The 26629-nt window shown below is 68.9% G+C and carries 24 protein-coding genes; 12 read left to right on the forward strand and 12 right to left on the reverse strand.

Annotated elements, in window-relative coordinates:
• Window positions 1-19: 19 nt before the first annotated feature.
• The 4 genes from AruCF_RS08580 to AruCF_RS08595 form a co-directional block, all read right to left on the reverse strand.
• Window positions 20-724, reverse strand: coding sequence for an ABC transporter ATP-binding protein (locus AruCF_RS08580; RefSeq protein ID WP_049073023.1), 705 nt, complete (start codon window positions 722-724; stop codon window positions 20-22).
• A complete protein-coding gene (locus AruCF_RS08585; protein ID WP_049073024.1) occupies window positions 717-2498 on the reverse strand; it encodes a branched-chain amino acid ABC transporter ATP-binding protein/permease in 1782 nt (593 codons plus the stop codon). The genes AruCF_RS08580 and AruCF_RS08585 overlap by 8 nt, the downstream gene beginning before the upstream one ends.
• Window positions 2499-2520: 22 nt before the next feature.
• Complete coding sequence (locus AruCF_RS08590; RefSeq protein WP_006387153.1) at window positions 2521-3387, reverse strand: branched-chain amino acid ABC transporter permease; 867 nt, start codon at window positions 3385-3387, stop codon at window positions 2521-2523.
• Between the two features lie 149 nt (window positions 3388-3536).
• Window positions 3537-4688 carry an ABC transporter substrate-binding protein gene (locus tag AruCF_RS08595; protein WP_211485570.1) on the reverse strand — a complete coding sequence of 384 codons (1152 nt, stop codon included), beginning with the start codon at window positions 4686-4688 and terminating at the stop codon, window positions 3537-3539.
• Window positions 4689-5068: 380 nt separating this feature from the next.
• Between AruCF_RS08595 and AruCF_RS08600 the strand changes: the two genes are divergently transcribed.
• The 3 genes from AruCF_RS08600 to kce are packed head-to-tail and all read left to right on the forward strand — an operon-like array spanning window position 5069 to window position 7741.
• Window positions 5069-5851: an SDR family oxidoreductase gene (locus AruCF_RS08600; protein ID WP_026383327.1), complete on the forward strand. Its 783-nt coding sequence runs from the start codon at window positions 5069-5071 to the stop codon at window positions 5849-5851.
• On the forward strand, window positions 5851-6813 hold the full coding sequence (locus AruCF_RS08605; protein WP_049073026.1) for a 3-hydroxyacyl-CoA dehydrogenase: 963 nt from the start codon (window positions 5851-5853) through the stop codon (window positions 6811-6813). Before AruCF_RS08600 ends, AruCF_RS08605 begins: the two co-directional genes overlap by 1 nt.
• Window positions 6806-7741, forward strand: coding sequence for a 3,5-dioxohexanoate:acetyl-CoA acetone transferase (gene kce / locus AruCF_RS08610; RefSeq protein WP_049073027.1), 936 nt, complete (start codon window positions 6806-6808; stop codon window positions 7739-7741). Before AruCF_RS08605 ends, kce begins: the two co-directional genes overlap by 8 nt.
• A gap of 138 nt (window positions 7742-7879) precedes the next feature.
• Here kce and AruCF_RS08615 read toward each other — a convergent pair whose 3' ends face one another.
• Window positions 7880-8947, reverse strand: coding sequence for a glycerol dehydrogenase (locus tag AruCF_RS08615; protein WP_049073028.1), 1068 nt, complete (start codon window positions 8945-8947; stop codon window positions 7880-7882).
• 9 nt (window positions 8948-8956) lie between these two features.
• Window positions 8957-9661, reverse strand: coding sequence for a GntR family transcriptional regulator (locus AruCF_RS08620; protein ID WP_006387160.1), 705 nt, complete (start codon window positions 9659-9661; stop codon window positions 8957-8959).
• Window positions 9662-9838: 177 nt separating this feature from the next.
• On the opposite strand from AruCF_RS08620, the gene AruCF_RS08625 reads away from it, so the two are divergent.
• The 7 genes from AruCF_RS08625 (at window position 9839) to AruCF_RS08655 (ending at window position 16922) form a co-directional block, all read left to right on the forward strand.
• Window positions 9839-10654 (forward strand): transketolase, encoded by an 816-nt coding sequence (locus AruCF_RS08625; RefSeq protein WP_144419211.1) that lies wholly within the window; start codon window positions 9839-9841, stop codon window positions 10652-10654.
• The gene (locus AruCF_RS08630) at window positions 10655-11641 is read left to right on the forward strand and encodes a transketolase family protein (protein WP_049073030.1); all 987 of its coding nucleotides are present in this window, start codon (window positions 10655-10657) and stop codon (window positions 11639-11641) included.
• Between the two features lie 56 nt (window positions 11642-11697).
• Complete coding sequence (locus AruCF_RS08635) at window positions 11698-12507, forward strand: shikimate dehydrogenase family protein (protein WP_049073031.1); 810 nt, start codon at window positions 11698-11700, stop codon at window positions 12505-12507.
• 18 nt (window positions 12508-12525) lie between these two features.
• Window positions 12526-14124 (forward strand): GMC family oxidoreductase, encoded by a 1599-nt coding sequence (locus AruCF_RS08640; RefSeq protein ID WP_063570208.1) that lies wholly within the window; start codon window positions 12526-12528, stop codon window positions 14122-14124.
• 258 nt (window positions 14125-14382) lie between these two features.
• On the forward strand, window positions 14383-15153 hold the full coding sequence (locus AruCF_RS08645) for an SDR family oxidoreductase (RefSeq protein ID WP_020928760.1): 771 nt from the start codon (window positions 14383-14385) through the stop codon (window positions 15151-15153).
• 37 nt (window positions 15154-15190) lie between these two features.
• On the forward strand, window positions 15191-16045 hold the full coding sequence (locus AruCF_RS08650; protein ID WP_049073033.1) for a fumarylacetoacetate hydrolase family protein: 855 nt from the start codon (window positions 15191-15193) through the stop codon (window positions 16043-16045).
• 28 nt (window positions 16046-16073) lie between these two features.
• Window positions 16074-16922 (forward strand): IclR family transcriptional regulator, encoded by an 849-nt coding sequence (locus AruCF_RS08655; RefSeq protein ID WP_049073034.1) that lies wholly within the window; start codon window positions 16074-16076, stop codon window positions 16920-16922.
• A 12-nt stretch (window positions 16923-16934) separates the two neighbouring features.
• Here the strand turns inward: AruCF_RS08655 and AruCF_RS08660 are convergent, their stop codons facing one another.
• The 3 genes from AruCF_RS08660 to AruCF_RS08670 are packed head-to-tail and all read right to left on the reverse strand — an operon-like array spanning window position 16935 to window position 20836.
• A complete protein-coding gene (locus tag AruCF_RS08660; RefSeq protein WP_049073035.1) occupies window positions 16935-18437 on the reverse strand; it encodes a fumarate hydratase in 1503 nt (500 codons plus the stop codon).
• A 12-nt stretch (window positions 18438-18449) separates the two neighbouring features.
• Complete coding sequence (locus AruCF_RS08665) at window positions 18450-19430, reverse strand: Bug family tripartite tricarboxylate transporter substrate binding protein (protein WP_049073036.1); 981 nt, start codon at window positions 19428-19430, stop codon at window positions 18450-18452.
• Between the two features lie 50 nt (window positions 19431-19480).
• Window positions 19481-20836, reverse strand: a complete 1356-nt coding sequence (locus tag AruCF_RS08670; protein ID WP_049073037.1) for a class-II fumarase/aspartase family protein — start codon at window positions 20834-20836, stop codon at window positions 19481-19483.
• A gap of 94 nt (window positions 20837-20930) precedes the next feature.
• On the opposite strand from AruCF_RS08670, the gene AruCF_RS08675 reads away from it, so the two are divergent.
• Window positions 20931-21683, forward strand: a complete 753-nt coding sequence (locus AruCF_RS08675) for a GntR family transcriptional regulator (RefSeq protein ID WP_253827224.1) — start codon at window positions 20931-20933, stop codon at window positions 21681-21683.
• Window positions 21684-21709: 26 nt separating this feature from the next.
• On the opposite strand, the gene AruCF_RS08680 is transcribed toward AruCF_RS08675, so the two are convergent.
• From AruCF_RS08680 to AruCF_RS08690, 3 genes are all read right to left on the reverse strand, one after another.
• The gene (locus tag AruCF_RS08680; protein WP_063570212.1) at window positions 21710-22846 is read right to left on the reverse strand and encodes an AAA family ATPase; all 1137 of its coding nucleotides are present in this window, start codon (window positions 22844-22846) and stop codon (window positions 21710-21712) included.
• Entirely contained in the window at window positions 22843-23712 is an 870-nt protein-coding gene (locus AruCF_RS08685; protein ID WP_054417329.1) for an RNA ligase family protein, read from the reverse strand. The genes AruCF_RS08680 and AruCF_RS08685 overlap by 4 nt, the downstream gene beginning before the upstream one ends.
• A gap of 401 nt (window positions 23713-24113) precedes the next feature.
• Window positions 24114-25157, reverse strand: coding sequence for an alpha/beta hydrolase (locus AruCF_RS08690; RefSeq protein WP_063570213.1), 1044 nt, complete (start codon window positions 25155-25157; stop codon window positions 24114-24116).
• 203 nt (window positions 25158-25360) lie between these two features.
• Here AruCF_RS08690 and AruCF_RS08695 point away from each other — a divergent pair, with 203 nt between their 5' ends.
• On the forward strand, window positions 25361-26548 hold the full coding sequence (locus tag AruCF_RS08695; RefSeq protein WP_253827226.1) for a serine hydrolase domain-containing protein: 1188 nt from the start codon (window positions 25361-25363) through the stop codon (window positions 26546-26548).
• The last annotated feature ends 81 nt before the right edge of the window (window positions 26549-26629 follow it).

Genomic DNA, 26629 nt, shown 5'->3' on the forward strand with positions numbered 1-26629 from the left:
GAATGCGGTCCTTCGGATTTCAGTGGCCCAGATAGGCCTTCTTGACATGGGGATCGGCCAGCAGCTCGGCGCCGGTGCCGGTGCGCACGATGGCGCCGTTCTCCAGCACGTAGCCGCGGTCGGCCAGGCGCAGCGTGCGGAACACGTTCTGCTCCACCAGCAGCACCGTGACGCCGTGGGACGTGACGTCGCGGATGATGTCGAACATCTGCTGCACCAGCAGCGGCGACAGGCCCAGCGAGGGCTCGTCGAACACCAGCAGCTTGGGGTCGGCCATCATGCCGCGCGCGATCGCCACCATCTGCTGCTCGCCGCCGGACAGCGAGCCGGCGTACTGTCCCAGGCGCTCGCGCACCCGCGGGAAGATCCGCAGCACTTCCTCCAGCTTGCGCTGCACGATGGGGCGGGCGGCGCGCTTGTACGAGCCCATCAGCAGGTTGTCGCGCACCGTGAAGTGGGGGAACAGCTGGCGGCCTTCGGGAATCATGGTGATCCCGGCGTCGACGATGTCGTAGGGCGTGCGGTTGGTCAGGTCGCGGCCCTCGAACTCGACCCGGCCGGCGGTGGCGGGAACCACGCCGCACAGCGTCTTCAGGGTGGTGGTCTTGCCGGCGCCGTTGGCGCCGATCAGCGTCACGATCTCGCCGGCATTGACCTCGAAGTTCAGGCCGTTGAGCACCTGGCTCTTGCCATAGCCCGACGACAGATCCGAAACCTTAAGCATCCTGGTACTCCTTGCCCAAATAGGCCTCGATGACGGCGGGGTTCTCGACCACGTCCTTCGGCGCGCCGCTCACCAGCACCGCGCCTTCGTTCAGCACGATGATGCGGTCAGACAGCGCCATGGTGGCCTGCATCATGTGCTCGATCAGCAGCACCGACACGCCCGAATCGCGGATGCGGCGGATCATCTTGATCGACTTCTCGATGTCGGTGGGGTTCAGCCCCGCCATCACCTCGTCCAGCAGCAGGATGCGCGGCCGGATCGCCAGCGCGCGGGCGATCTCCAGCCGCTTCATGCCGCCCACCGTCAGGCTGCGGGCCTCGGTGTTCAGGTACTTGAGCAGGTCGGTTTCCTCGGCCACCTTGAGCGCGATCTGCTCGGCCTCCTCGCGGTCGGCGGTGCGGATGAAGGCGCCCAGCATGATGTTCTCCAATACCGTCAGGCCGGTGAACGGCTTGGCGATCTGGAAGGTGCGGCCCAGCCCCTGGTGCGCGAACTCGTCCGGCGTGCTGCACGAGACCCAGTTGCCCTTGGCGTCGACCATCGACACCGCGCCCTTGTCGGGCGACAGGAAGCCGGACAGCAGGTTGAACACCGTGGTCTTGCCGGCGCCGTTGGGGCCGATCATGCCCAGGATCTCGTGCTGGTTCAGCGTCAGCGAGACGTCGTTGGTGGCGCGCAGGCCGCCGAAGCTCTTGAACAGGTTCTCGGCCTTGAGCACCGGCTGCTCGCGCCGCGCCGCGTCGGTCGGACGGGCCGGTTCGACCAGCTGGCGCCGGGCGCGCGGCGTGCCCAGGTAGGGTAGCCGCGCCAGGGCGCGCTCGATGGCCGGACCGAAAGCGCCGGCCAGGCCGCGCGGGATGGTCAGCACCACCGCCACCAGGATCAGGCCGTAGATCAGCCCGTGCATGCCGTTGCCCACGCTGGACAGCCAGCCGCGCGCCAGCTCGGCGATCGGCAGCACCAGGAAAGTGCCGGCGATGGGGCCGGCCACCGTGCCCAGGCCGCCGATCAGCGCGAACATCGCCACCTGGATCGACAGTTCCAGCGAGAACGCCGAACTGGGATCGACGAAGGTCAGGTAGGTGATGTGGAAGGTGCCGATCACGCTGGTCAGCATGGCCGACACCACCGCGGCGATGATCTTGACGCGCACCGTGTGGATGCCCACCGCCAGCGCCGCGTCCTCGCGCTCGCGGATGGCGATCAGGTAATGGCCGATGCGCGACTTGCGGATGTACCACGAGACCCAGGTCACCAGCAGGAACAGGCCGAAGGCGATGATCACGTAGTTGATCTTCTCGCGGAACACGATCCAGGCCCAGCCGATGTTCAGCGGCAGGCTGATGCCGCTGGAGCCGCCGGTCCAGCTTTCCTCGTGGATCACCAGCAGCCGCACCACTTCCAGGATGGCGATGGTGGCCAGCGCGAAGAACGGCCCGCGCAGCCGCAGCGTGGGATAGCTGATGATGATGGCCACGGCCGCCGAGATGGCCGCGCCCGCCAGCATGCCGAACCACGGCGAGATGCCGAAGTTCTGCGTCAGCAGGGTGGCGGTGTAGCCGCCGATGCCGTAGAACACCGCGTGGCCCAGCGACAACTGGCCGGCGTAGCCGCCGACGATGTTCCAGGCCACAGACAGCGCGGAAAAGACGAACAGCAGGACGAACAGGTTGGTCCAGAACGGCGTGCCCGTGACGACGGGCACGATGAACATGACGATCAGCAGAATCAGGCTGACGTAGGCTTTGGGGCTTCGAAAGTCGGGAAACACGTCTCGCTCCTTGTGGCTCTGATCACTCTGTGCCGACGCCGAACAGGCCGGTCGGACGCAGGACAAGGATCAAGAGGAAGATCCCGAAATAGACGACCTCTTTGAGGTCGGGGGCGATGTAATAGCCGGCCAGCGTATCGACGATGCCGATGATCATGGACCCGGCCACCGCGCCGTACAGGCTGCCCAGGCCGCCCAGCACCACGATCACGAAGGCGGTCAGCACGAAGTACGTGCCCACCGTCGGGAACACCGGATACTGCGGCGCCAGGAGGCCCGCGGCGATGCCGACGAAGGCGGTGCCCAGGCCGAAGGCGATGGCGTAGACGTTGTTGACGTTCACCCCCATCAGCGTGGCGGCGTAGCGGTGCTGCGCCACCGCCCGCAGCGCGCGGCCCAGGTAGGTGCGGTGCATGAACAGGTGCAGCAGCACGGCCAGGCTCAGGCCGACCACGAAGGTCACCAGCTGGCCGGTGACCATGGAGTAGTTGCCGACGTCCAGGGTGCTGGTGCCCAGTTGCACCGGGGCGCGGAACACGTTGGCGCCGAAGATCACCAGCGCCAGGTTCAGCAGGATGGTGGACACGCCCACCGTGGCGAAGATCTGGATGTGCTGGTCGGCGTTGAGCAGCGGCTGGATGATGCCCTTCTGCGTCAGCGCGCCCAGCGCGAACAGGATGACCGCCACCGGCACCAGGCCGATGTACGGGTGCACGCCGAACTGCGCCGCGATCAGGTAGACCGCGTACATGCCGATCATCAGGAATTCGCCATGTGCGAAGTTGACGACGCGGACCACGCCGAAGATCAGCGTCAGCCCCAGGCTGATGATGGTGTAGGCGCCGCCCAGCAACAGGCCGTTGATGACCAGTTGAATGAAGATATCCATGGTGCAACCTCTTGGAACGGGGCGCGTCCCGGCCGCGCGCCGTCGCCGGCGGGGCCGGGGCCGCGGGCCCCAGTGAAACGCCGGACGCCCCCGAGCGTCCGGTTTGCTGGCTTGCCGTGCCGGGCCTGCCGGGTGGCGGCCCCGGCGTTCTATTTCTTGAAGACGGGCTTGCCCAGCGCGAGGTTGTCAGGCGCGATGGTGACCAGCTTGCCATCCTGCCACTGCATCACGTAGAAGGTCGAGGCGTTGTTCTGGCCGTCCTCGCCGAAGTCGAAGGCCCAGCCGTTGGCGGTCTGGCCGGCCGGCTTCTTGTACGCCAGCACGGCCGCGCGGATCTTGTCCTTGTCGGTCGACTTGGCGTTGGCGATGGCTTCGAAGAAGGCCTTGGCGCCGACATAGTTGGTCAGGCTGTGGCCGGACTGCGGGTCGCTCTTGTAGGTGGTCTTGTAGGCTTCCAGGAACTTGTCCAGGCCGGGCGCGCCGGCCGGATTGATGGACGCCTGCGGGAAGTCCAGGTCGAACACGCCGTTCATGTCGGCGCCCACGGCCTTGGCGGTGTCGGCCAGCGAATAGCCGCCGCCGGCGCCGATCACCACCTTGGGCTTGAAGCCCGCGGCGCGCGCCTGGCTGAAGTACAGGATGGCGTCGTTCTGGTAGGCGGTCTGCAGCACCACGTCGACCTTGGCGCCCTTCAGGCGCAGGATCAACGAGGACAGGTCGACCGTCTTGGCCGAGTAGGGCAGCACCTCGGCCACGGTGTAGCCCAGTTCCTGGGCGCGCTTTTTCTCGGTGGCGGCCACGTCGGTGCCGTAGGGGCCGTCCTCGTGGATGATGCCGATGCGCACTTCCTTCGGGTTCAGGCCCATGCCCGGCCCGATGATGTCGTGCAGCGCGTTGACCACCGACACGCCGTACAGCGCGGTGTTGGGGTTGCTGCGGAACAGGTACTTGTAGCCGCGCGTGGTGATCTTGTGGGCGGTGGCGCCCAGCTCGAAGTAGGGCACGCCGGCCAGCTCGGTCACGGGCGAGGCCGCGTACGAGATGCCCGAGGCGTAGCTGCCGAACACGCCGACCACGTTCGATGAGATCAATCGCTTGGTCTCGGACACCGCCTGGGTCGGGTCGACCGCGTCGGCCTTGATGATCTGGATCTTCTCGCCGTTGATCCCGCCGGCGGCATTGATTTCGTTGACGGCCAGTTCCAGGCCGCGATAGCTCTCCTGCCCCAGCAACGCCAGCGCGCCGCTGAACGGGAAGAGGGCGCCCACCTTGATGTCGGCCGCCGCGGTGCCGCTGGCCATGACGCCGCACAGGCCCAGCGCGATGGCGAATTGTTTGATCTTGAACACTGTCTACGCTCCTTTGTGGGTTTGGATGCGGACTGTTGTCTGAGTCGTCCGTCTGTTTTTAAATATATGATATATGCGCCGGCGGGGTGTGAGAACCTCGTCCTGGATTCTAGTGCCGGACTTGGCCGGCTGAATCGGGGATTTCCCTCAAGCCGCATGAATAAAGCGTTTGCGGGCAGTTTTCGCCTGCGTGGTAGGTCAAATTCCGCTGTCCGGACGCTGTTTCGCGGACCTTTTCATGGCTGCTTTGCTGGCAAGAAAGTTCCCCTTTGAATCATATATCCTATATGATCAAAAGGCGTTTGAGCATAAGAATCCAGGAGACAAAGAGCATGTTCGAGGAAGTGGATTTCGCCGGAAAAAAGGTACTCATCACCGCCGGCGCCGATGGACTGGGCCTGGAAATGGCGCAGGTGTTCCACCGCGCGGGGGCGTCGGTGCTGGTGTGCGACGTCAACCGCGAGCGGCTGGCCGCGCTGCCGGCCGAATTGCCCGGCGTGCGCGCGGTGCATGCCGACGTGTCGGATGAAGACAGCGTGGCGGCCCTGTTCGACGCGGTGCGCCAGCAGTTGGGCGGCCTGGACATCCTGGTCAACAACGCCGGCGTGGCCGGCCCCACGGGTTTCGTCGAGACCTTGTCCAAGGCCGACTGGGACCGCACCCTGGCGGTCAACATCACCGGCCAGTTCCTGTGCGCGCGCCAGGCCATCCCGCTGCTCAAGCAGTCGCGCGCCGGCGTCATGATCAACCTGTCGTCGGCCGCGGGCCACCTGGGCTTTGCCGGGCGCTCGGTCTATTCGGCCTCGAAGTGGGCGGTGATCGGCTTCACCAAGTCGCTGGCGATCGAGCTGGGCGGCCACGGCATCCGCGTCAACGCCATCCTGCCGGGCGCGGTCGAAGGCCCGCGCATCCGCGCCGTGATCGAGGCCAAGGCCAGGACGCTGGACAAGCCGGTCGAGGAAATCGCCGCGCTCTACGAGAACCAGGCGGCGCTGGGCCGCATGGTCACGGCGCGCGACATCGCCAACATGGTGCTGTTCAATGCCAGCGAGGCCGCCCGCAGCGTCACGGGGCAGGCCATCGTGGTGGACGGCTTCACGCAGAAGCTCTACTGATGGCGGCCGATCCGCGGCGGCGCCACGCCGCCATCATCGGCACCGGCCTGATCGGCCAGGCCTGGGCCATCGTGTTCGCGCGCCAGGGCTGGCAGGTGCGGCTGTACGACGTCAACGCCGCCATGCTGGCCGAGGCCGGCGCGCTGATCCGGCGCCAGCTCGATGCATTGCAGGCGCACGGCCTGCTGCGCGACGCGGCGGCGGCCGCCGCCCGCATCGAAGTGGCGGCCAGCCTGCCCGAGGCGCTGGCCGGCGCCCGCTACATCCAGGAGAACTCGCCCGAGCGGCGGGATCTGAAGCGCGAGCTGTTCGCGCGACTGGACGCGGCGGCCGATCCCGACGCCATCATCGGCAGTTCCACGTCCAGCATTCCCGCCAGCGAATTCACCGAAGACCTGCCCGGCCGGGCGCGCTGCCTGGTGGCGCATCCGGTCAATCCGCCCTATCTGATCCCGGTGGTGGAGCTGTGCCCGGCGCCCTGGACCAGCGAGGCCGCCATGCAGGCGGCGCGCGACATCATGCTGGATATCGGCCAGAAGCCGGTGACGATGCGGCGCGAGATCGAGGGCTTCATCCTCAACCGCCTGCAGGGCGCGCTGCTGCACGAGGCCTTCCGCCTGGCCGCCGCCGGCATCGCCAGCGCCGAGGACATCGACACCACGGTCAAGGACGGCCTGGGCCTGCGCTGGTCGTTCATGGGGCCGTTCGAGACCATCGACCTGAACGCGCCCGGCGGCCTTGCCGACTACTGCGCGCGCTACGGCGGGCTGTACCAATCCATCGGCGCCAGCCAGCGCGAACCCGTGCCCTGGGACGGCGCGCTGGTCGAGGCCCTGGCGGCCGAGCGGCGCGGCCTGCTGCCCGCCGAAGACCTGACGACGCGCCGCTACTGGCGCGACGAACAACTGATGCGCCTGATGCGCCACAAGCAACAGCAAGACAACGGAGACGAAAATGGCTAAGCCGAAACAGAAGGTCGTGATCACCTGCGCCGTGACGGGCGCCATCCATACCCCCAGCATGTCGCCGCACCTGCCGGTGACGGCCGACGAGATCGTCGAGGCCGCCATCGGCGCGGCCCGCGCCGGCGCCGCCGTGCTGCACCTGCACGCGCGCGACCCGGAAACCGGCAAGCCGTCGCAGGACCCGGCGCTGTTCGAGCCGTTCCTCAAGCGCATCAAGGCCGAGACCGACGCCATCATCAACATCACCACCGGCGGCAGTCCGCACATGACGGTGCAGGAACGCATGCGGCCGGCCACCACCTTCAAGCCGGAGCTGGCGTCGCTGAACATGGGCTCGATGAACTTCGGCCTGTTCCCGATGCTGGGCCGCTTCCAGGACTTCAAGCATGAGTGGGAGCGCGAGCACCTGGAGAACAGCCGTTCGCTGATCTTCCGCAACACCTACCAGGACATCGAGTCGATCCTGGAGCTGGGCAACGCCAACGGCACCCGCTTCGAGTTCGAGTGCTATGACATCAGCCACCTGTACAACCTGGCGCATTTCGTCGACCGCGGCCTGGTGAAGTCGCCGCCGTTCATCCAGTCGGTGTTCGGCATCCTGGGCGGCATTGGCCCGCACCCCGAAGACCTGATGCACATGAAGCGCACCGCCGACCGCCTGTTCGGCAACGAATACGAATGGTCGATCCTGGGCGCCGGCCGCAACCAGATGCCGCTGGCCACCATCGGCGCGGCCATGGGCTCGAACGTGCGGGTGGGACTGGAGGATTCGCTGTGGATCGGGCCGGGCCAACTGGCCGAGTCGAACCGCTCGCAGGTCGAGCGCATCCGCACCATCCTGGAGGCGCTCAACCTGGAAGTGGCCACGCCCGCCGATACCCGCGCCAAGCTGGGCCTGAAGGGCGGCGACAACGTGGCGTTCTGACGCCAGGCCGGGCAAGGGCGTGCGCGCCGCCGCCGGATTGATGCCCCCGCCGATGGGGCGGCGCGCGGCCCGCCGGATGCGGGTCGCGGCGCTCGCGGGCGTCGCCCGCGGGACGCCGCCAGCGCGAGCGGCGGGGCGTCAGGCGTGGCGGCGCAAGGCGGCGACGAGGGTCTTGATGTCCAGCGGACGATCGAAATTGGCGGCATGGCGCGCGGCCAGCGTCAGCTCGGCCGCGCGCGCCAGTTCGGCGTCGGACGGCGCGGCCGCGCCCAGCGCCGCCAGCGTGGTGGGCAGTCCCACCTGTTCGTACCACTGCGTCAGCGTGGCCAGCATGCCGTCCTGGCGCGCCTCCAGGTCGAGCTGCACCAGCAGGCCGACGGCCACCTGCAGGCCGTGCGGCGCGCTGGCCAGGCCGGCGATCTTCGGCAGCCCGCGCGTCAGGGCGTGGGCGATCGACAGGCCGCCGCTCTCGAAGCCCAGGCCGCTCATCAGGATCATGGCTTCCACCACCCGCTCGAAGGCGGGCGTGGGCTGGCCGCTGCCGGCCGCCGCCAGCGCGTCGGCGCCGTCGGCCAGCAGCGTGCGCAGGCAACCGTCGGCGATCAACTGGGCGGTCAGCGGCGGGACGCCGTCGTACATGTTGCGTCCGCCGTTGCGGGCGCATTGTTCGGCTTCGAATTTCTTGGAGATGGCGTCACCCAGGCCGGCGCGGAAGAACGCCGCCGGCGCGGTGGCGATGACGGCGGTGTCGACCAGCACGATGGTGGGGTTGAACAGCATGTGTTCGACCGCCAGGAGGTTGTGATGGGCGTCGTACAGCACGTAGTTCTTGCTGGTGGGGGCGTCGTTGGAGGCCACCGTGGGCACCGTGACCAGGTGGCAGTGCTCGGCCTTGGCCACCGCCTTGCCGGCGTCCAGCGCCTTGCCGCCGCCCACCGCGATCACCATGTCGACGCCGGCGGCCGCGGCCTGCGCGCGCAGCGCCGCGATCGATTCGGGCGTGATGTCGCCTTCGACCGGCAGGGCCGTCAGCGCCACGCCGTGGGCGCCGCACAATGCCTCGATTCTCGGGCCCAGCACGCCCTGCACGTAGCGGTCGATGACCAGGGCGGCGCGGCGGCCAAACAGGGCGGCGTATCCGCCCAGCGCGTCGAGCGCGCCGGCTCCCTGGATGTAGCGGCCGGGAGCGCCGAAAATCTTCAGCATCGAGTCTTCCTATTTGCGAGGCCCGGGCGGGCGGTAGTCGAGTTCTTTTTCGCGTTCGACCAGCCAGTCGATCATGATCTTGCCGCCCCACACCAGGTCGGCCTGGATCGCCTTGGTGGCGGCTTCGGGGTCGCGCGCCTCCAGCGCGGCCAGCACGGCCTCGTGGCGGTGTTCATCCTGGGAGTAGTCCAGCCCCGCCGTCTTGATGTGGAACACCTTGAGGATCGGGCCGGTGATGACCCAGAACGATTCCACGGTGTTGCGCAGGATGGGCTTGTTGCTGGCTTCCAGGATGCCGAAGTGGAACTTGCGGTTCAGGTAGCTGGCGCGCTTGGGGTCGGTCGAGGTGCAGGAGATGAAGTCCTTCTGCAGCGCGATCAGGTTGTCCAGTTGCTTGCGCGTGATGTTCCTGGCGGCCTCGGCCGCGCCCATGCCTTCCAGGTGGAAGCGGATCTGCTGGATCTCGCGCAGCTTTTCCGAGTTGACATAGGGCACGTAGACCGCGGTGGCGGCCTGCATTTCCAGGCCCTGCTCGCTGATGAGACGGAAGATGGCCTCGCGCACGGGCGTGATCGAGACGCCCATTTCCTGGGCCAGCTCGCCAATGATGAGGCGCTCTCCGGGTTCGTACTGCCCGTTGATCAGGGCGTTACGGATCTCGTTGTAGACCTTGACGGAGAGGTTCTCTTTTTTTACCGGTTTAAGGCTGGGCATGACGGTCGAGGCTTGGGTTCGATGGAATGGCGGAAGCCGTGAAACGGCGCCCGGCTGAATTCTATCCCGCCCTGGCCAATTCAAGCGCGATGGGTATATTATATATCATATATTCTGATAAGCGAAGGAGACGCCATGCGCCAGGACCGGGGAGACCCAAGCGAAGACGAGGTCCGGATGCTGCGGGAAAAGGCCCGCCACATCCGGTTGGAGACCATCCGGCTGATCGAGATCGCCAAGGTCGGGCACTACAGCTCGGTCTTTTCGTGCGCCGAGATCTTTGCCGCCCTGTATTACGACGTGATGCGGCTGCGGCCGGGCGAGCCGGCCTGGCCCGATCGTGACCGCTTCCTGATGGGCAAGGGCCATGCGGCCGTGGGCCTGTTCCCGGTGCTGGCCGACCACGGCTTCATCCCGCATGAACTGCTGGACGGCTACACCCGCCTGGGCAGCCCGCTGGGCGACCACCCCGACATGACCAAGGTGCCGGGCGTCGATTTCAGTTCCGGCTCCATCGGCCACGCGCTCTCGAACGGCGCCGGCATGGCGCTGGGCGGCCGCATGAGCCAGCGCGATTTCAACGTGTTCGTGATGCTGGGCGATGGCGAGATGCAGGAAGGGCAGGTGTGGGAGGCGGCGTTGTTCGCCGCGCACCACCAGCTGTCGCGCCTGGTGGCCATCATCGACCGCAATGGCTACCAGCTCGACGGCAAGGTCGACGACGTGATCGGCGTGGAATCGCTGCGCGACAAGTGGCAGGCCTTTGGCTGGGAGGTGCACGAGGTCGACGGCCATGACCTGGCGGCGCTGACCGCGCTGCTGCGGTGGCTGCGCGCGGACGAGGCGCGCGCGCGGCCGGCCTGCGTCATCGCCAAAACCATCAAGGGCAAGGGCGTTTCCTATATGGAAACCGAACCCGGCTGGCATCTGGGCTACCTGGCGCCGCAGGACGCGCAGGCAGCCATCGACGAAATCATGACCCGCGAGATCTGAATGGCACAGGCACAGACGCTTTCCCCCGATTCCTGGCAGTACCGCGCGCTGAACGCGGTGAACCCCGGGCTGTCGTATCTTTCCGACGCGCTGATCGACCTGGCGCGGGCCGGGCATCCGGTGGTGGCCGGCTCGGCCGACCTGCAGTACTCCAACGGCCTGAACCGCTTCGCCTCGGCCTATCCCGAGCGCTACGTGCAGTTCGGCATCTCCGAGCAGAACATGGTGTCGGCCGCGGCCGGGCTGGCCACCACCGGCGCGATGCCGTTCGTGGCGACCTTTGCCTCGTTCCTGGGCCTGCTGTGTTGCGAGCAGATCCGCATGGACGTGGCCTACACCAAATTGCCGGTGCGGCTGATCGGCCATCACACCGGCATCAGTCTGGGTTTCTATGGCACCTCGCACCACGCCACCGAGGACATCTCCACCATGCGCGCCATCGCCGGCCTGACGGTGGTGTCGCCGGCCGACGGGCCGCAACTGGCCGCCGCCATCAAGGCCTCGGTGGATTGGCCCGAGCCGATCTATTTCCGCATCGGCCGCGGCCGCGATCCGCAGGTGTATGAAGACGGCGCGCCGTTCGCGTTCGGCCGCGCCATCGTCCATTCGACCGGCAGCGACCTGAACATCATCGCCTGCGGCATCACGCTGCACGCGGCGCTGGAAGCGGCCGCCCGGATGCGCGAGGACGGCCTGTCGGTGGGCGTGATCGACATGCCCACCATCAAGCCGCTGGACCGCGAGGCGGTGCTGGCGGCGGCCGGCCAGGCGCGCGCGCTGCTGACGGTGGAGGAGCACAATGTGATGGGCGGTTTGGGCTCGGCGGTGGCCGAGGTGCTGGCCGATGCCGGCAGCGGCACGCGGCTGCGGCGCCATGGCATCTACGACGAGTACAGCCTGATCGCGCCGCCCACCACGCTGTACGCGCACTACCAGCTCGACGGCGCCGGCATCGAGGCGGTGGCGCGCGAACTCATCGCGCGATAGGGCGTGCCAGCATTCACGGGCGCCGGCCACCGGCGCCCCGACAAGGAGACAGAGCAATGAAGGAAATCAGCGGCAACACCCGCCTGTTCGGCATCCTGGCCGACCCGATTTATCACGTCAAAACCCCGCAGCGCATGAACGAGCATTTCGCCCGCATCGGCTTTGACGGCGTCTGCGTGCCGTTCCATGCGCGGCCCGACAACCTGGCCGAAGTGGTGGCCGGGCTGCGCCGGCTGGAGAACCTGGGCGGCCTGATCGTCACCATGCCGCACAAGGCGGCGATCCTGGCCCTGGCCGACGAGGCCACGCCGGTGGCGCGCAAGATCGGCGCGGCCAACGTGGTGCGGCGCGAGGCCGACGGCCGCCTGGTGGCGCACATGCTGGACGGCGAGGGCTTCGTGCGCGGCCTGCGCACGCACGGCGTGGCGCCCGAGGGCAAGCGCGCCTATCTGGCCGGCGCCGGCGGCGCGGCCAACGCCATCGGCTTCGCGCTGGTGCAGGCGGGCGTGTCGCGGCTGACGATTGCCAACCGCACGCCGGCCAAGGCCGAGGACCTGAAGGCGCGCATCCTGTCGCTGCATCCCGGGGCCGACATCACGGTCGGCACGGCCGATCCGTCCGGCCATGACCTGGTGGTCAACGGCACCTCGCTCGGCATGAAGCCGGACGACGCGCTGCCGCTGGACGCGGCGCGGCTGACGCCGGACCAGCTGGTGTGCGAGGTCATCATGCAGCCGGCCGACACGCCGCTGCTGGTGGCGGCGCGGGCGCGCGGCTGCAAGGTGCATTACGGCGCGCCGATGCTGGCCGGGCAGATCGAGCTGATGGCGGAAATGATGGGCGTGGCGCCGGCCGCGCAACGGTGAGGCGCGACGGACGAGACGATGGGCGACTACGACTTTATTATCGCGGGCGGCGGCACCGCCGGCTGCATCCTGGCCAACCGCCTGACGGCCGACGGCCGCCACCGGGTGCTGATGCTGGAAGCCGGGCACGAGGCGCGCAGCATGTGGATCCCGATCCCGGCGGGCTTTTCCAAGCTGCTGGTGAACCCGGACTACAACTGGCGCTTTGCCACCGAGCCGGAGGACAACGTCCATGGCCGCACCATCGCCGTGCCGCGCGGCAAGGGCCTGGGCGGTTCGACGCTGATCAACGGCATGATCTACGTGCGCGGCCGGCCGCAGGACTACGACGGCTGGGAGGCCGCCGGCGCCAGCGGCTGGGGCGCGGCCACGGCGCAACGCGTGTTCCGCAAGATCGAGTGCTATCCGCCCGGCGGCGAGACCCGCGGCAAGGACGGCCCGATGCACGTGGAGGAAGTGGCCGAGCGCTTTCCGCTGTCCGACGCCTTCCTGCGCGCGGCGCAGGAGGACGGGCTGCCGCTCAACCCCGACTACAACGCCGGTCGCCAGGACGGGGTCGGCTACTACCAGGTGGTACAACACCACGGCCGCCGCTGGAGCGTGGTGGACGGCTATCTGAAGCCGGCCGCCGGCCGCAAGAACCTGACGGTGGAGTGCGGCGCGCACGTGACGCGGCTGCTGTTCGAGGGCAAGCGTTGTGTCGGCGTGGCCTATCGCAAGAACGGCCAGGAGTTCACCGTGCGGGCGCGGCGCGAGACGCTGCTGTGCCTGGGCGCGGTGCAGTCGCCGCAACTGCTGGAGCTGTCGGGCGTGGGCAATCCCGCGCTGCTGCAGTCCTTCGGCATCCCGCTGGTGCACGCGCAGCCGCGGGTGGGCGAGAACTACATCGACCACTTCGCCACGCGCATGAATTGGCGGGTCCGGAACACCGTGACGCTCAACGAGATGTCGCGCGGCTGGCGCCTGGCGCAACAGGTGGCGCGCTACTACACCCGCCGCAAGGGCATCCTGACGCTGGGCACGGGGCTGGTGCACGGCTTCGTCAAGAGCGCGCCGGACCTGCCGGCGGCCGACGTGCAGTATTTCTTCGTGCATGCCAGCTACGCCAACGCGGCCGAGCGCATCCTCGACCGCGAGCCGGGCATGACCATCGGCGTGGCGCAACTGCGGCCGGAGTCGACGGGTTCCATTCATATCAAGTCGCCCGATCCCTTCGCCGCGCCGTCGATCCGTCCCAACTTCCTGTCGGCGCAGATCGATCGCGACAGCCTGGTGGGCGGCATGCGGGTGGCGCGGCGCATCGTGCAGCAGCCGGCTCTGCAGCGCTATATCGAGCGCGAGATGAGTCCGGGGCCAGACGTGGACAGCGACGCGCAGTGGCTGGATTTCGCGCGCCGCAACGGCCAGACCATCTATCACCCGATCGGCACCTGCCGCATGGGCGCGGATGGCGGGGCGGTGACCGATCCGCGCTTGCGGGTCAACGGCATTGACGGCCTGCGGGTGGTGGATGCCTCGGTGATGCCGAAGATGGTGTCGGGCAATACCCAGGCGGCGGTGATGATGGTGGCCGAGCGCGGCGCCGAGATGATCCTGGAGGATGTTGCGGCGGCGTGATGCAGTGTGGCGGCCGGTGAATCGGGCGGCATGCGCAAGCGCGGAGATTTCATTGATAAAAATAATTTTCCATATTTTGGCCCCGCGTAATTTGTTTGAAAGCTCTGGAGTGAGAAGAAATATAGGGTAAATACTTAAAATCCCTGTCTTGTTGGGGCGTTGAAATTCTTCTAATGTTATTTCATTAATAAAATTGAATTTCAAGATAATGCACGCCGCTCCGGCGCCGCGCCACGTTCCCCACCGACGAGACGAGACATGACCCTACGTTTGCAAGACAAGCGCGCATTGGTGACCGCAGCCGGCAACGGCATCGGCCGCGCCAGCGCCCTGGCCATGGCGCGCGAGGGCGCCCAGGTCTGGGCCACCGACATCAACGAGGCGGCGCTGGCCGATCTGGCGAAGGAGGCGCGCGAGGCCGGCCTGGACGGATTGCGCACTCGCGTGCTGAACGTGCGCGACGGCGCCGCCGTGGCCGACTGCGCGCGCGAGACCGGCGCGGTCGACGTGCTGTTCAATTGCGCCGGCTTCGTCCACGCCGGCACCGTGCTGGACTGCGACGAGGCCGACTGGGACTTCAGCATGGACCTGAACGTCAAGGCCATGTACCGCACCATCCGCGCCTACCTGCCGCTGATGCTGGAACGCGGCGGCTCGATCATCAACATGGCCTCGGCCGCCTCCAGCGTGAAGGGCGTGCCCAACCGCTTCGTCTATGGCGCCTCCAAGGCCGCCGTGATCGGGCTGAGCAAGGCGGTGGCGGCGGACTTCGTGGCGCGCGGCATCCGCTGCAACGCGATCTGCCCCGGCACGGTCGAGTCGCCTTCGCTGCGCGAGCGCATCGCCGCGCAGGCGCGCCAACAGGGCAGCGACGAAGCCGCGGTGCGCGCCGCCTTCGTGGCGCGCCAGCCCATCGGCCGCGTCGGCCGGGTGGAGGAGGTGGCCGCGCTGGCGGTCTACCTGGCCAGCGACGAATCGGCTTTCACTACCGGTACCATCCAGGTTATCGACGGCGGCTGGTCCAACTGAGCCGCCGCCCCGCTTTGTTCCCTTTCAAGGATTCCGCATGAAACTCGTACGCTACGGCCAGCCCGGCCAGGAAAAACCCGGCCTGATCGACGCCCAGGGCGCGCTGCGCGACCTGTCGGGCGTGGTGGCCGACATCGACACCGCCGCCATCGCCCCGGCCGAACTGGCCCGGCTGGCCAAGCTCGACCCCGCCAGCCTGCCGCGCGTGGACGGCGCGGTGCGCTACGGCTGCCCGGTCAACGGCGTTGGCAAGATCGTCTGCGTCGGCCTGAACTACGCCGACCACGCCGCCGAGTCCGGCCTGCCGGTGCCGGCCGAACCGGTCCTGTTCCTCAAGCCCAGCTCGTCGCTGAGCGGCCCGAACGACCCGGTGATCATCCCGCGCGGCTCGGTCAAGACCGACTGGGAAGTGGAGCTGGGCGTGGTCATTGGCAAGAAGGCCTCGTACGTGGAAGAAAGCGAGGCCATGGACTACGTGGCCGGCTACACCGTGGTCAACGACGTGTCCGAGCGCGAATACCAGATCGAGCGCGGCGGCCAGTGGGACAAGGGCAAGGGCTGCGACACCTTCGCGCCGGTCGGCCCGTGGCTGGTGACGCGCGACGAGGTCGCCGATCCGCAGAACCTGGACATGTGGCTGGAAGTGAACGGCCATCGCTTCCAGAACGGCAGCACCCGCACCATGGTGTTCGGCGTGAAGACGCTGGTCAGCTACATCAGCCGCTTCATGTCGCTGATGCCGGGCGATATCATCAGCACCGGCACGCCGCCGGGCGTGGGCCTGGGCCAGAAGCCGCCGGTCTACCTGAAGGCGGGCGACGAGATGCGCCTGGGCATCGCCGGCCTGGGCGAACAGCGGCAGGCCCTGCGGGCCTGGAGCCGGGCCGAATAAAATCGGGTTTCACTCCCACGCCGACGCCATGACCGCTTCCAAGATTTCCCCCGTCGATTCCACGCCGACCGAGGCCGACGCCACCGACGCGCCGGGCGCGCAACGCTATGCCGCGCCCGCCCTGGAAAAGGGGCTGGACATCCTGGAGGCGCTGGCCGCCAGCCCGGCCGGCTACACGCTGGCCGAGCTGGCGCAGAAGATTGGCCGCAGCGTCAGCGAGATCTTCCGCATGGCGGTGACGCTGCAGCGGCGCGGCTTCGTGCAGGTCGACGACAACGACCGCTACACGCTGACGCTGAAGATGTTCGAGCTGGCGCACCGCCAGCAGCCGCTGAAATCGCTGGTGAGCGTGGCGCTGCCGTTGCTGCGCGAACTGGCCAACCGCGCGCGCCAGTCGTGCCACCTGGCGGTCTACCAGGCCGGCCGGGTGGTGGTGATCGCGCAGGTCGACAGTCCCGAGCGCTGGTCGTTCGGCCTGAAGGTGGGCGTGATGATGGGCCTGACCGACACGTCCTCGGGCCACGTGTTGCTGGCATTCCGCGACGAGGTCGAGCGCACCCGCATGCTGGCCGCCCACATCAAGGTGGAAGGCGAGCTGGAGTCCGACCCGGGCGAACTGTTCCCGATCCTGGCGGACGTGCGCAAGAACGGCTGCGCCTGCATGGCCAGCCGCCAGATCCGCGGCATCACCAACGTCGCGTATCCGGTGATGGGCGTGGGCAACCAGGTCATCGCCGCCATCAACGTGCCGCACATCGAGCGCATCGACCGCAAGGAATCGCCCAGCATCGCCCAGGTGCAGGAGATCGTCGCCAACGTCGCCCAGCGGCTGTCGACCTTGATGGGCTACAGCGGCTACCTGCCGGAACAGGCCTGAGGGAGAGCGCGCTCACGCCGCCTGGATCGGGATCACCGCATGCACCGAGCGGCCGCGCGTATCGATCGCCACCGTCACCGGCATGTCGCGCACCTCGAACTCATAGATCGCCTCCATGCCCAGGTCCGCGAAGGCGACCACGCGCGCCGCGCGTACCGCTTGCGACACCAGGTAGGCCGCGCCGCCCACCGCGCTGAGGTAGGCGCCGCCGTGGGCCTGGATCGCCTGCCGCGCCAGCGGGCCGCGCTCGGCCTTGCCGATGGTCACCAGCAGGCCGCTGTGGGCCAGCAGGCGCGGCATGAACTTGTCCATGCGGGCCGCCGTGGTGGGGCCGGCCGGGCCCACCGCTTCGCCGGCCACCGGATCGACCGGGCCGACGTAGTACAGCGCGCGCCCTTGCAGCGGCACCGGCAGCGGTTCGCCCCGCGCCAGCAATTCATCCATGCGCTTGTGCGCGGCGTCGCGGCCAGTCAGCAACCTGCCGGACAGCAGCAGCGTTTCGCCCGCTTGCCACGAGGCGACCTCTGCGCGCGTCAGTGAGTCCAGGTCGACCCGGCGGCCGGCGCTGTCCGGCAGGGCGTCCGGAATGCCGTCCCAGGCCGCGGGATCGGGCGGCGGCAGTACCGCCGGCCCGCTGTCGGGCATCGTGAACGTCACGAAGCGGGTGGCCGCGCAGTTGGGCAGCAGCGCCACCGGCAGCAGCGCCGCGTGCGAGGCGGCGGTGGCGACCTTGACGTCGAGCACGGTGGTGTCGCCGCCCAGGCCCTGGGCGCCGATGCGCAGCGCGTTGACGCGCTGGTGGACCTCGATCCGCAAGCGCTCGACCGGGTCTTGCGCGCCGCGCGCTAGCAGCTCGGGCATGTCGATCGGCGTGAAGAGGGCGCGCTTGGCCAGGGCCATGGCCTGTTCCGGCGAACCGCCCACGCCCAGCCCCAGCACGCCCGGCGGGCACCAGCCGGCGCCCATGCCGGGAAGTTGCGCCACCACCCAGTCGGCGACCGAGTCGCTGGGATTGAGCATGGCATAGCGCGCCTTGACGTCGCCGCCGCCGCCCTTGGCGACTACGGTCAACTCCAGTCCGTCGCCTTCCACCAGTTCCACGTGCAGCACGGCGGGCGTGTTGTCGCGGGTGTTGCGGCGCAGGCCCAGCGGGTCGCGCACCATCGATGCCCGCAGCGGATTGGCGGCACAGCCATAGGCGCGCGCCACGGCCCGGTCGGCCAGGCTTTGCAGGCTGGGCGTGGGGCCGGGGCCATCGGCGCGGATGCGCGCGTCCATGCCGAGCCGGGCATAGACGTGCGCCACGCCGGTGTCCTGGCAGACCGGGCGCCGCGCCCGCGCGCTCATCTTGCTGTTGACCAGCAATTGCAGCAGCGCGTGGCGCGCGGCCGGCGCGGTTTCGCGGTCGTGGGCGGCCTTCAGCGCCCGCACGAAATCGGGCGGATGCGTGTGGCTGACCGCCTGCAGGGCCTGGGCGATGCTGGTCTCGATATCGGAAGCGAGCAGGACGCGCATGATGTGGCGGGCCTATTGCAGCGTGATGCCGGCCTGCTTGATGACGCCGGCCCAGCGCTTGCCTTCGTCGGCGGTGAATTGCTGGAAGGCGGCGGGCGCGTACTGGCCCTCCGGCAGCAACTGGATGCCCTGTTCCACCATCTTGCCGGTGAAGTCACTGTCGGCCAGCGCCTTCTGCCAGGCGCCGTACATCGTCTGCACCACCGCGTCCGGCGCGCCCTTTGGGGCATATAGGCCGTACCACGTGGACACCTGGAAGCCCGGCAGGGCTTGCGCGCCTATCGGCGCCACGTTGGGGAACTGCGCCATGGCGGTGGCGGAGGTCAGCCCCAGCGCGCGCACCTTGCCGCCGCGGGTCTGCGGCAGGGCGGTGTTGGTCTGGTCGAACATGGCGTCGACCTGGTTGCCCATCAGGTCGTTCAGCGCCGGGCCGGCGCCCTTGTAGGCGATGGGCGTGATGTCCATGCCGGCCTGGCTGGCGAACATGGCGGCCACCAGGTGCGAGGTCGAGCCGACCCCGGCATTGCTGAAGTTGAGCTTGCCCGGATGCTGCTTGCCGAAGGCGATCAGTTCGGTCACCGACTTGTAGGGCGAGCTTTCGCCCACCAGCAGCACCAGCGGCGTGTCGGGGAAGCGGAACACCGCCTGGAAGTCCCTGGTCGGGTCGTATGGCAGCCGTTGGTACAGCGACGGCGCGGCCGCCATGTAGCCGATGTGGCCCACCAGGAAGGTGTAGCCGTCGGGCGTCGACTTGGCCGCCTTGGCCGCGCCGATGGTGCCGCCCGCGCCGCCCACGTTCTCGATCAGGATGGTCTGCTTGAGTTCCTGCGCGACGCGGTTGGCGATGTTGCGCGCCATCGCGTCGGTGGGGCCGCCGGCCGCGAACGGCACGATCCAGGTGATGGCGCGGTTGGGGTAGGTGTCCTGCGCGTGCGCGCCCGGGGTCAGGGCGAACGCCGCCGTGGCGGTGATCGCCGCCAGCCAGTTCTTCATGGTTTGTCTCCGTGGGTGTTTTTTTATCGGGGGAAAGCCGGCGCCGCGGTTCAGGCGGCGCCGGGGTTGAGATGCGCGCGCATGCGGTCCACCATCCGGGGCGCGGCCCCGAGGTAGTGGGCCGGATCGCACAGCCGTTCGATCTGGTCCGCGCCGAGCCGCTGCGCGACTCGCGCGTCCTCGCGCAGCACGTCAGCCAGCCGGCGGCGCGACGTGGCCGCCTCGCGGCAGGCGTCGTAGACCACGTCATGCGCGGTCTGGCGGCCGATGTGCGGCGCCAGGCCCATCATCACGGCCTCGGCCACGATCAGGCCGCCGGACAGATCCAGGTTGCGCGCCATGCGGGCGGTGTCCACTTCCAGTCCGCCGAGCATGAAGCGGGCCTGGCGCAGCGAGCCGGCCGTCAGCACGAAGGCCTCGGGCACGGCCGACCATTCGATGTGCCAGGGGCCGGTGGCGCGCTCGAAGTCCTGCAGCATGGCGTCCAGCGCCAGCCCGGCGTGCTGGCGCACGGTCTTGGACGCCGCCCACATCAATTCGCACGAAATCGGATTGCGCTTCTGCGGCATGGTGCTGGAGGCGCCGCGGCCCTTCACGAACGGCTCGAACGCCTCGCCCAGCTCGTTAGTCATCATCAGCATGATGTCGACCGCGATCTTGCCCAGCGAGCCGCATACCAGCGCTAGGAACTGCACCGTTTCCGCCAGGCCGTCGCGTGCCACGTGCCAGGTCACCGGCGCGGCGCCCAATCCCAGTTCGTCCATCAGGGCGCCATGCACCGCCAGGCCCTGCTCGCCGAGCGAGGCCAGCGTGCCGGCCGCGCCGCCGAATTGCCCGATCAGCACCCGCGGCCGCAACTGCGCCAGGCGTTCGCGATGGCGCCGCAGCATCAGCAGCCAGACGGCGGCCTTGTAGCCGAACGTGATCGGCAGGGCGTGCTGCAAATGGGTGCGGCCCGCCATGGGGGTGTCGCGGTATTCGCGCGCCAGGTTGTCGAGGATGGCGTCCAGCGCCGCCAGATCAGCATCCACCAGTTCCAGCGCCTCGCGCACCTGCAGCACGGTGGCGGTGTCCATGATGTCCTGCGTGGTCGCGCCCCAGTGCAGATATTCGCCCTCCGGGCCGCATTGGCGCGACAGCTGGTGCACCAGCGGCAGGATCGGATAGCCGACGATCTCGGTTTCCTCGCGCAGCAGCGTCATGTCGAGGGCGGCGGCGTCGGCGCGCGCCTCGATGGCGCGGGCGGCCTCGGCCGGGATCACGCCCAGCCGGCCCTGCACCCGCGCCAGCGCGACTTCGGTTTCCACATAGCGCCGCACGGTGGCGGCATCGTCGAACACGGCCCGCATCGCGGCGGTGCCGAACATGTCTTTGAAGAGGGTGGATTCGAGAACCGAGACTGGCATAAATGTACGCTCTTAAAAAGTTGTACGTACATTTAAGCAGGGCCTTCGGCGGGCGTCAATGTCGGGGAATACCCGCGCCCGGGCAGCAGATAGAATGGAGCCTGTCGCAAACACCCCCGGTTCCATGTCCATCTCGCTGTACACCCGCATCTCCGAAGAACTGGCACGACGGATCGCCGGCGGCGTGTATGCCGTGGGGGCCGTGCTGCCGTCCGAGAATGCCCTGGCCGAAGAGTTCGACGCCAGTCGTCACACCCTGCGGGCGGCGTTGCGCCAGTTGCAGGACCTGGGGTTGATCGCGCGTCGGCGCGGCAGCGGCACCGTGGTCACGGCGGCCCGGCCCAAGGCTGGTTTCAGCCAGTCGCTGCGGTCGCTGGAAGATTTGGTGCAATTGGCCGCGCGCACGCCCCGCACCATCCTGCAGGTGCAGGAGATCGTGGCCGACCTGGAGCTGGCCGCGCGCCTGGGCGTCGGGCCGGGCACGCGCTGGCTGCGCTTTGTCTCGACCCGCGGCACGCCGGCGCAGCCGCCGGTGGTGTGGACCGAGCTGTATGTGGACGCCCACTACAAGGGCGTGCGCAAGCTGGCGCGCCAGCATCCCGACCGGCTGGTGTCGGAACTGATCGAGGAACACTACGGCCGCCGCATCGCCTCGGTCGAGCAGACCATCTCGGCCTGCGCCATGCCGGCGGCGGTGGCCGGCGAATTGCAGGTGGCGCCGGAGTCTCCCGGCCTGCTGATCCTGCGCCACTACAAGGACCAGGCCGCGCAGATCGTGGAAGCGTCGTGCTCGTACCATCCTGCCGGACGCTACGAGTTTTCGACGACGCTGATCCGCGAGCACTGAGCCGGTTGGTCCCCGCGCCGCCGCGCCTACACCGCGTACACCACCCGATGCGCTTCCGTCGGCAGCGGCAGGTCCCAGCGGTGCAGCATGCCCAGCAGGGTCTTGTTCGGCAGCGACGTGTCGCGCCGGGCGTTGCGCCGCAGCAGTTCGGCGCGCGGCTGCTCCAGGTACACCAGCTCGACCTCGGCGTGGTAGGCGTACAGCAGGTCCAGCGTTTTCTTGCGCATCAACTGGCTGAGGTTGGTGGCGTTCCAGACGAACGGCCGGCGCGCGCGCAGCAAGGCCTTGGCGCGGTCGATCGCCAGGTGCGCCACCTTGCCTTCGTTCTTGCCATGCGCCAGGCCGAGCGCCTCGCGCGCGTCGTCGAACGACACGACCGGGAGGTCGGGGTGATGCGTCGCCACCCAACTGTTCTTGCCGCTGGCCGGCAGGCCCGACATGACGATGACACGCGAGCCGGGCTCCTGGAACAGGGCGTAGTCCGGATGCACGTCGGCGCCGCGAAAGTAGCTGACGGCGGTGTGCGCGTCGGCGAAGCGCCGCGGCTGGCCGTAGCAGTCTTCCTCGCGCGCGGCCTCGCGGAACAGCGCGATGTTGTCCAGCACCTGCTGCTGGTCGCGGCAGATGCGGCCGCGCATGTCGGCCTCGGCCAGCATCGCCAGCAGCGGAATGCTCAGTTGCCACGACAGCTCGCGCACGATGAATTCCACCGATTTGCCGCGACGGGAACCGGACAGCGCGAAGAACGGCACCTGGTGCACGGCGATCAGGCGGCAGATGGCCTCGCGCACGGCGAAGGGCGCGCCGGCGTCCCACAGCGCGATGCGCGCGTCGATCGCGCCCCGGGCGGAATGGCCGGGCTGCGAAATCGCGCCGCTGGCCGGGTCGATCACCGTGGTGGCGTGCTTGGCGATGTCGTGCAGCAGCGCCGCCAGGAACACGATTTCCTGGTCGGCGCGGCTGGCGGCCTGGTAATCGGGCAGCGCCAGCAGGGCCTCGACCACCATGCGGGTGTGGGTCCAGACGTCGCCCTCGCCGTGGTAGCGCGGGTCCTGCGGCGTGGTCTTGGCCAGCTCCAGCGCCGGAAAGGCCGCCAGACAGGCGGCGAAGTCCGGCGCCTGGCCGGCGGCGGGCGCCAGGGCCCGCAATTGTTCGTAGTTCATGATGCCTCCTTGTCGCCGCGCAGCGTGTCCCAATCGACCCGCGGACGCGGGGCGTACAGGTCGACGCCGGGCGCGAGCTGGTTGGGGACGTAGGGCTGCTCGGAATGGTGCTTGTCGGCGGCCAGGATGGCCTGGACGAAGTCGGCGCGCACCCATTTGTAGCGGCCCAGCGTCCTGCCGTCGGCCTCCACCTTGATGTACAGGCCTTCCGACAGGTCCGACTTGTCGCATTGCCGCCAGGCCAGCGCCAGGTCCAGGCCCTCGCGCCGCACGGTGGCCTCGAACGCGTCGCGCCACCGCGCCGTCTTGGCCAGCGAGGGCCGCAGCAGGGCCTTCAGGTCGGCCAGGCGCGCGGGCGCCAGGCCGTCGTACAGCACCGGCACGGACAGCACCGGACCGCCGGCCAGCAGTTCGCGCCGCGCCTCGGTGGACAGGAAGGCGCCGGTGCGGCGGTCGAACACGTCGAACTCGAAGAAGTGGTGCGGCAGCGCGTCGTAGAACACGGAGTGCTTTTTCGACAGCGTTTCGCCGTACATCACGTAGCGGTCTTCCAGCCGTTGCAGCAGCCAGCCGGCGTGGGCCTGGGCCCAGGCCTTGATGAAGTTGAATTGGCGTTCGCGTCCGCCGCCCACCAGGTAGTGGCCGCGCGATTGCAGCAGCAGGTCGCCCGCGGGGCTGAAACTGATGCCGGTGTTGGCGCCATCGAGTTTCTCTTCCACCACCAGGCGCAGGCCGCGCAGGTCGCGGTAAGGCACGTGGTCGTGGCCGTGGTCGCCCTCCTGCAGCCGCGAGCCTTCCAGGTGCGGGGTGCGGGGATAGCGGAACAGTTCAAGGGATTGCGCGCAGGCGCGGAAATCCGGCGTCATGGGTCTTCTCCAGGAAAAGTGGGGAAGCCGACGACGCGGTCTTGCGGGGAAGGGAAGCGAGGGGGGATGTGTTGCGCGTTCCGGAACCGCGCCTGCCGCGGGTCGCGCTCAAGACCGGGAAGGTCGAGCCGCGTGAATGGACAGGCTGACCGCGATTACCGGAAGGTAGTCGTCGGCGTTTAGGCGAATTGACGAATGGCAGACACGTTGGCACCCGGAAGAGAAGGGGTTGTTGAAAAGCAAGGGCGCATCCTAAGGCAACGATGATGAGGCTGTCAACGCCGCGTCCGCCGGTTGTTGTCCTGCGGACACGCGGCGCTGCGCCCGGCGCTGGGGCGCGCCGGGCGGGATCGCGGTATCACGTCGCTATCACATTCAAATCACGATAGTGATTTTGAAATTCACAGCCGCGTCACCCGCAGCACCGCGTCGGCGAAGGCCTCGGGCGCTTCCTGCGGCAGGTTGTGGCCGATGCCGCCGGTCACGTCGACGTGACGGTACTTGCCGCTGAACTGGCCGGCATAGGCGGCGGGCGCGGGGTGCGGCGCGCCGTTGGCGTCGCTTTCCAGCGTGATGGTGGGCACCGCGATCTTCGGCGCCACGGCCAGGCGCCGCTCCAGGTCGTCGTAGCGCGCCTCGCCCTGCGCCAGCCCGAGGCGCCAGCGGTAGTTGTGGATGACGATGGCGACGTGGTCGGGGTTGGCGAAGGCGCGGGCGCTGCGCGCGTAGGTGGCGTCGTCGAAGCGCCATTGCGGCGAGGCCAGTTGCCAGATCAGTTTGTTGAAGGCGTCGACGTTGGCGGCGTAGCCGGCCGCGCCGCGTTCGGTGGCGAAGTAGAACTGGTACCACCACTGGAACTCGGCCTGCGGCGGCAGCGGCCTGCGGTTGCCTTCCTGGCTGCCGATCAGGTAGCCGCTGACCGACACCAGCGCCTGGCAGCGTTCGGGCCAGAGCGCGGCCATGATGTTGGCGGTGCGCGCGCCCCAGTCGAAGCCGGCGATGACGGCCTTGCCGATCTTCAGGGCGTCCATCAGGGCGATGATGTCGACCGCCACCACCGCCTGTTCGCCGTTGCGCGCGGTATCGGCCGACAGGAAGCGGGTCGAGCCGTAGCCGCGCAGATACGGCACGATGACGCGGTAGCCGGCGGCGGTCAGGCGCGGCGCCACGTCGATGAAGCTGTGGATGTCGTAGGGCCAGCCGTGCAGCAGGATGGCGACCGGGCCGTTGGCCGGGCCGGCGTCGACGTAGCCGATGTCCAAATCGCCGGCGCGGATCTGGCGGATGGCGCTGAAGCTGGCCGTGCCGGTGGCGCGAGGGGCGACTGGCGCGGCGTCCTGGGCGCGCGCGATGGCGCCCAGGCCCAGGTTCAGGAGGCTGGCGCCGGCCAGGGCCGAGGTGGTGCCGAGCAGGCGGCGGCGTCGGGTGTCGATGGGGTCGGGCATGGCGGGTCTCCGGGAAAGGGAAGTGACGGGGTGTGACGCCGTTGTAGCCAGCCCGGCGGGGCGGGGGGTGTCGCAATGTACGGCGCGGGCGGGCGGATACATTGCGACTTGAATCTCCTTGTCCGCGCCGCCGGCGTCGCGCGCGGATGACGAGCGCGCGATGCCTGTTGTGCATTCGGCGCGGACTTGGCATGATCCGCGCCATGGCAACGGACCCGACCTCCCGCATCACGCGCCCGCGCGCCCGCCGCGCGGGCCGCGCCGCCGTGCGGCTGGCCCTGGGATTGGCCGCGCTGACGGCCGCCGCCTATGCGGCCACGGCCGTGATGGAGATCCCGCCGCCGCACACGCTGTGGCGGCTGGAGGCGTCGGCGCCGTCGCGCCGCGGCGACCTGTTGCCGGCGCGGGTCGTGCCGGCCTCGGCCACGCCGTCCGTGCTGGCGGCCAGCGCCTGGCCGCCACCCGCCACGGTGCCGTGGAAAGGCGCCGAAATTCCGTTCGAGCGGTTCCTGCAAAGCACCGCCACCAATGCGCTGGTGGTGCTGCGCGACGGCAGTCTGGAGTACGAGTGGTACCGGCCGGGCGTGCGCGCCAGCGACCCGCAGTCGTCGTGGTCGATGGCCAAGTCGGTGGTGTCGCTGCTGGTGGGCCAGGCGATCGCGCGCGGCGAGCTGCGCGAGGACGACTGCCTGACCGCGCTGCTGCCCGAGCTGGCGGGCGCTGGCGACTACGACCGCGTCACGCTCGGGCATCTGCTGGACATGGCCTCGGGCATCGACGTGTCGGAGAACTACCGGGCCTACTGGCCCTTCACCGGCGCCGCGCGCATGTATCTGACGCGCGATCTGGCCGGGTTTGTGCACGACCACCGGCGCATGCATTTCACGCCGGGCAGCGCGGGCGACTACCGCAGCGTCGACACCCAGCTGCTGGGCATGGCGCTGACGCGCGTGACCGGCAAGCCCCTGGCCGACCTGCTCGCCGAGCGGCTGTGGGGGCCGATGGGCGCGGAGTCCGCCGCCACCTGGAACCTGGACCGGCCCGGCGGCATCGAGAAGGCGTTCTGCTGCCTGAATGCCACGGCGCGCGACTTCGCGCGGGTCGGGCAGCGCGTGCTTGAGTCCGGGCAGGGCGCAGGCCTGGTCCCGGCCGCCTGGGTGGCGCGCATCGCGCGTCCCGCCCCGCATCCGGTCGACGGCTGGGGCTACGCCGCGCAATGGTGGCAACTGGAGCCCACGGGCGGGCCGGACTTCGCGGCCGTCGGCATCCATGGCCAGTACCTGTACGTGCATCCCGGCCGCCGCGTGGTGATCGTCAAGCTCAGCGACTATGGCGAGAACCAGGACGAGCGCGAGACCTATCGGGCGCTGCGGGCGATCGCCGATCGTTGAGGCGGTGGTGTGGGGCGCAGGGGGGTGGCCGGATCACGGCCCCTGTCGGGCGAATCCGTGCCCGGGCGTGTCGGGCGGCGG

Origin of the sequence: Achromobacter ruhlandii, from assembly GCF_002082135.1 — a bacterium.
Classification (GTDB): domain Bacteria; phylum Pseudomonadota; class Gammaproteobacteria; order Burkholderiales; family Burkholderiaceae_B; genus Achromobacter; species Achromobacter ruhlandii.

Bases quoted from the DNA above. Each gene is read 5' to 3' on its own strand.
- AruCF_RS08665 (WP_049073036.1), bottom strand. From the start codon at position 19,430: ATGAAGAACTGGCTGGCGGCGATCACCGCCACGGCGGCGTTCGCCCTG.
- AruCF_RS08645 (WP_020928760.1), top strand. From the start codon at position 14,383: ATGACCCTACGTTTGCAAGACAAGCGCGCATTGGTGACCGCAGCCGGC.
- AruCF_RS08650 (WP_049073033.1), top strand. From the start codon at position 15,191: ATGAAACTCGTACGCTACGGCCAGCCCGGCCAGGAAAAACCCGGCCTG.
- AruCF_RS08690 (WP_063570213.1), bottom strand. From the start codon at position 25,157: ATGCCCGACCCCATCGACACCCGACGCCGCCGCCTGCTCGGCACCACC.
- AruCF_RS08640 (WP_063570208.1), top strand. From the start codon at position 12,526: ATGGGCGACTACGACTTTATTATCGCGGGCGGCGGCACCGCCGGCTGC.
- AruCF_RS08680 (WP_063570212.1), bottom strand. From the start codon at position 22,846: ATGAACTACGAACAATTGCGGGCCCTGGCGCCCGCCGCCGGCCAGGCG.
- AruCF_RS08635 (WP_049073031.1), top strand. From the start codon at position 11,698: ATGAAGGAAATCAGCGGCAACACCCGCCTGTTCGGCATCCTGGCCGAC.
- AruCF_RS08630 (WP_049073030.1), top strand. From the start codon at position 10,655: ATGGCACAGGCACAGACGCTTTCCCCCGATTCCTGGCAGTACCGCGCG.
- AruCF_RS08695 (WP_253827226.1), top strand. From the start codon at position 25,361: ATGGCAACGGACCCGACCTCCCGCATCACGCGCCCGCGCGCCCGCCGC.
- AruCF_RS08655 (WP_049073034.1), top strand. From the start codon at position 16,074: ATGACCGCTTCCAAGATTTCCCCCGTCGATTCCACGCCGACCGAGGCC.
- AruCF_RS08580 (WP_049073023.1), bottom strand. From the start codon at position 724: ATGCTTAAGGTTTCGGATCTGTCGTCGGGCTATGGCAAGAGCCAGGTG.
- AruCF_RS08605 (WP_049073026.1), top strand. From the start codon at position 5,851: ATGGCGGCCGATCCGCGGCGGCGCCACGCCGCCATCATCGGCACCGGC.
- AruCF_RS08600 (WP_026383327.1), top strand. From the start codon at position 5,069: ATGTTCGAGGAAGTGGATTTCGCCGGAAAAAAGGTACTCATCACCGCC.
- AruCF_RS08675 (WP_253827224.1), top strand. From the start codon at position 20,931: ATGGAGCCTGTCGCAAACACCCCCGGTTCCATGTCCATCTCGCTGTAC.
- AruCF_RS08625 (WP_144419211.1), top strand. From the start codon at position 9,839: ATGCTGCGGGAAAAGGCCCGCCACATCCGGTTGGAGACCATCCGGCTG.
- AruCF_RS08615 (WP_049073028.1), bottom strand. From the start codon at position 8,947: ATGCTGAAGATTTTCGGCGCTCCCGGCCGCTACATCCAGGGAGCCGGC.
- AruCF_RS08590 (WP_006387153.1), bottom strand. From the start codon at position 3,387: ATGGATATCTTCATTCAACTGGTCATCAACGGCCTGTTGCTGGGCGGC.
- AruCF_RS08685 (WP_054417329.1), bottom strand. From the start codon at position 23,712: ATGACGCCGGATTTCCGCGCCTGCGCGCAATCCCTTGAACTGTTCCGC.
- AruCF_RS08670 (WP_049073037.1), bottom strand. From the start codon at position 20,836: ATGCCAGTCTCGGTTCTCGAATCCACCCTCTTCAAAGACATGTTCGGC.
- AruCF_RS08595 (WP_211485570.1), bottom strand. From the start codon at position 4,688: ATGGCCAGCGGCACCGCGGCGGCCGACATCAAGGTGGGCGCCCTCTTC.
- kce (WP_049073027.1), top strand. From the start codon at position 6,806: ATGGCTAAGCCGAAACAGAAGGTCGTGATCACCTGCGCCGTGACGGGC.
- AruCF_RS08620 (WP_006387160.1), bottom strand. From the start codon at position 9,661: ATGCCCAGCCTTAAACCGGTAAAAAAAGAGAACCTCTCCGTCAAGGTC.
- AruCF_RS08660 (WP_049073035.1), bottom strand. From the start codon at position 18,437: ATGCGCGTCCTGCTCGCTTCCGATATCGAGACCAGCATCGCCCAGGCC.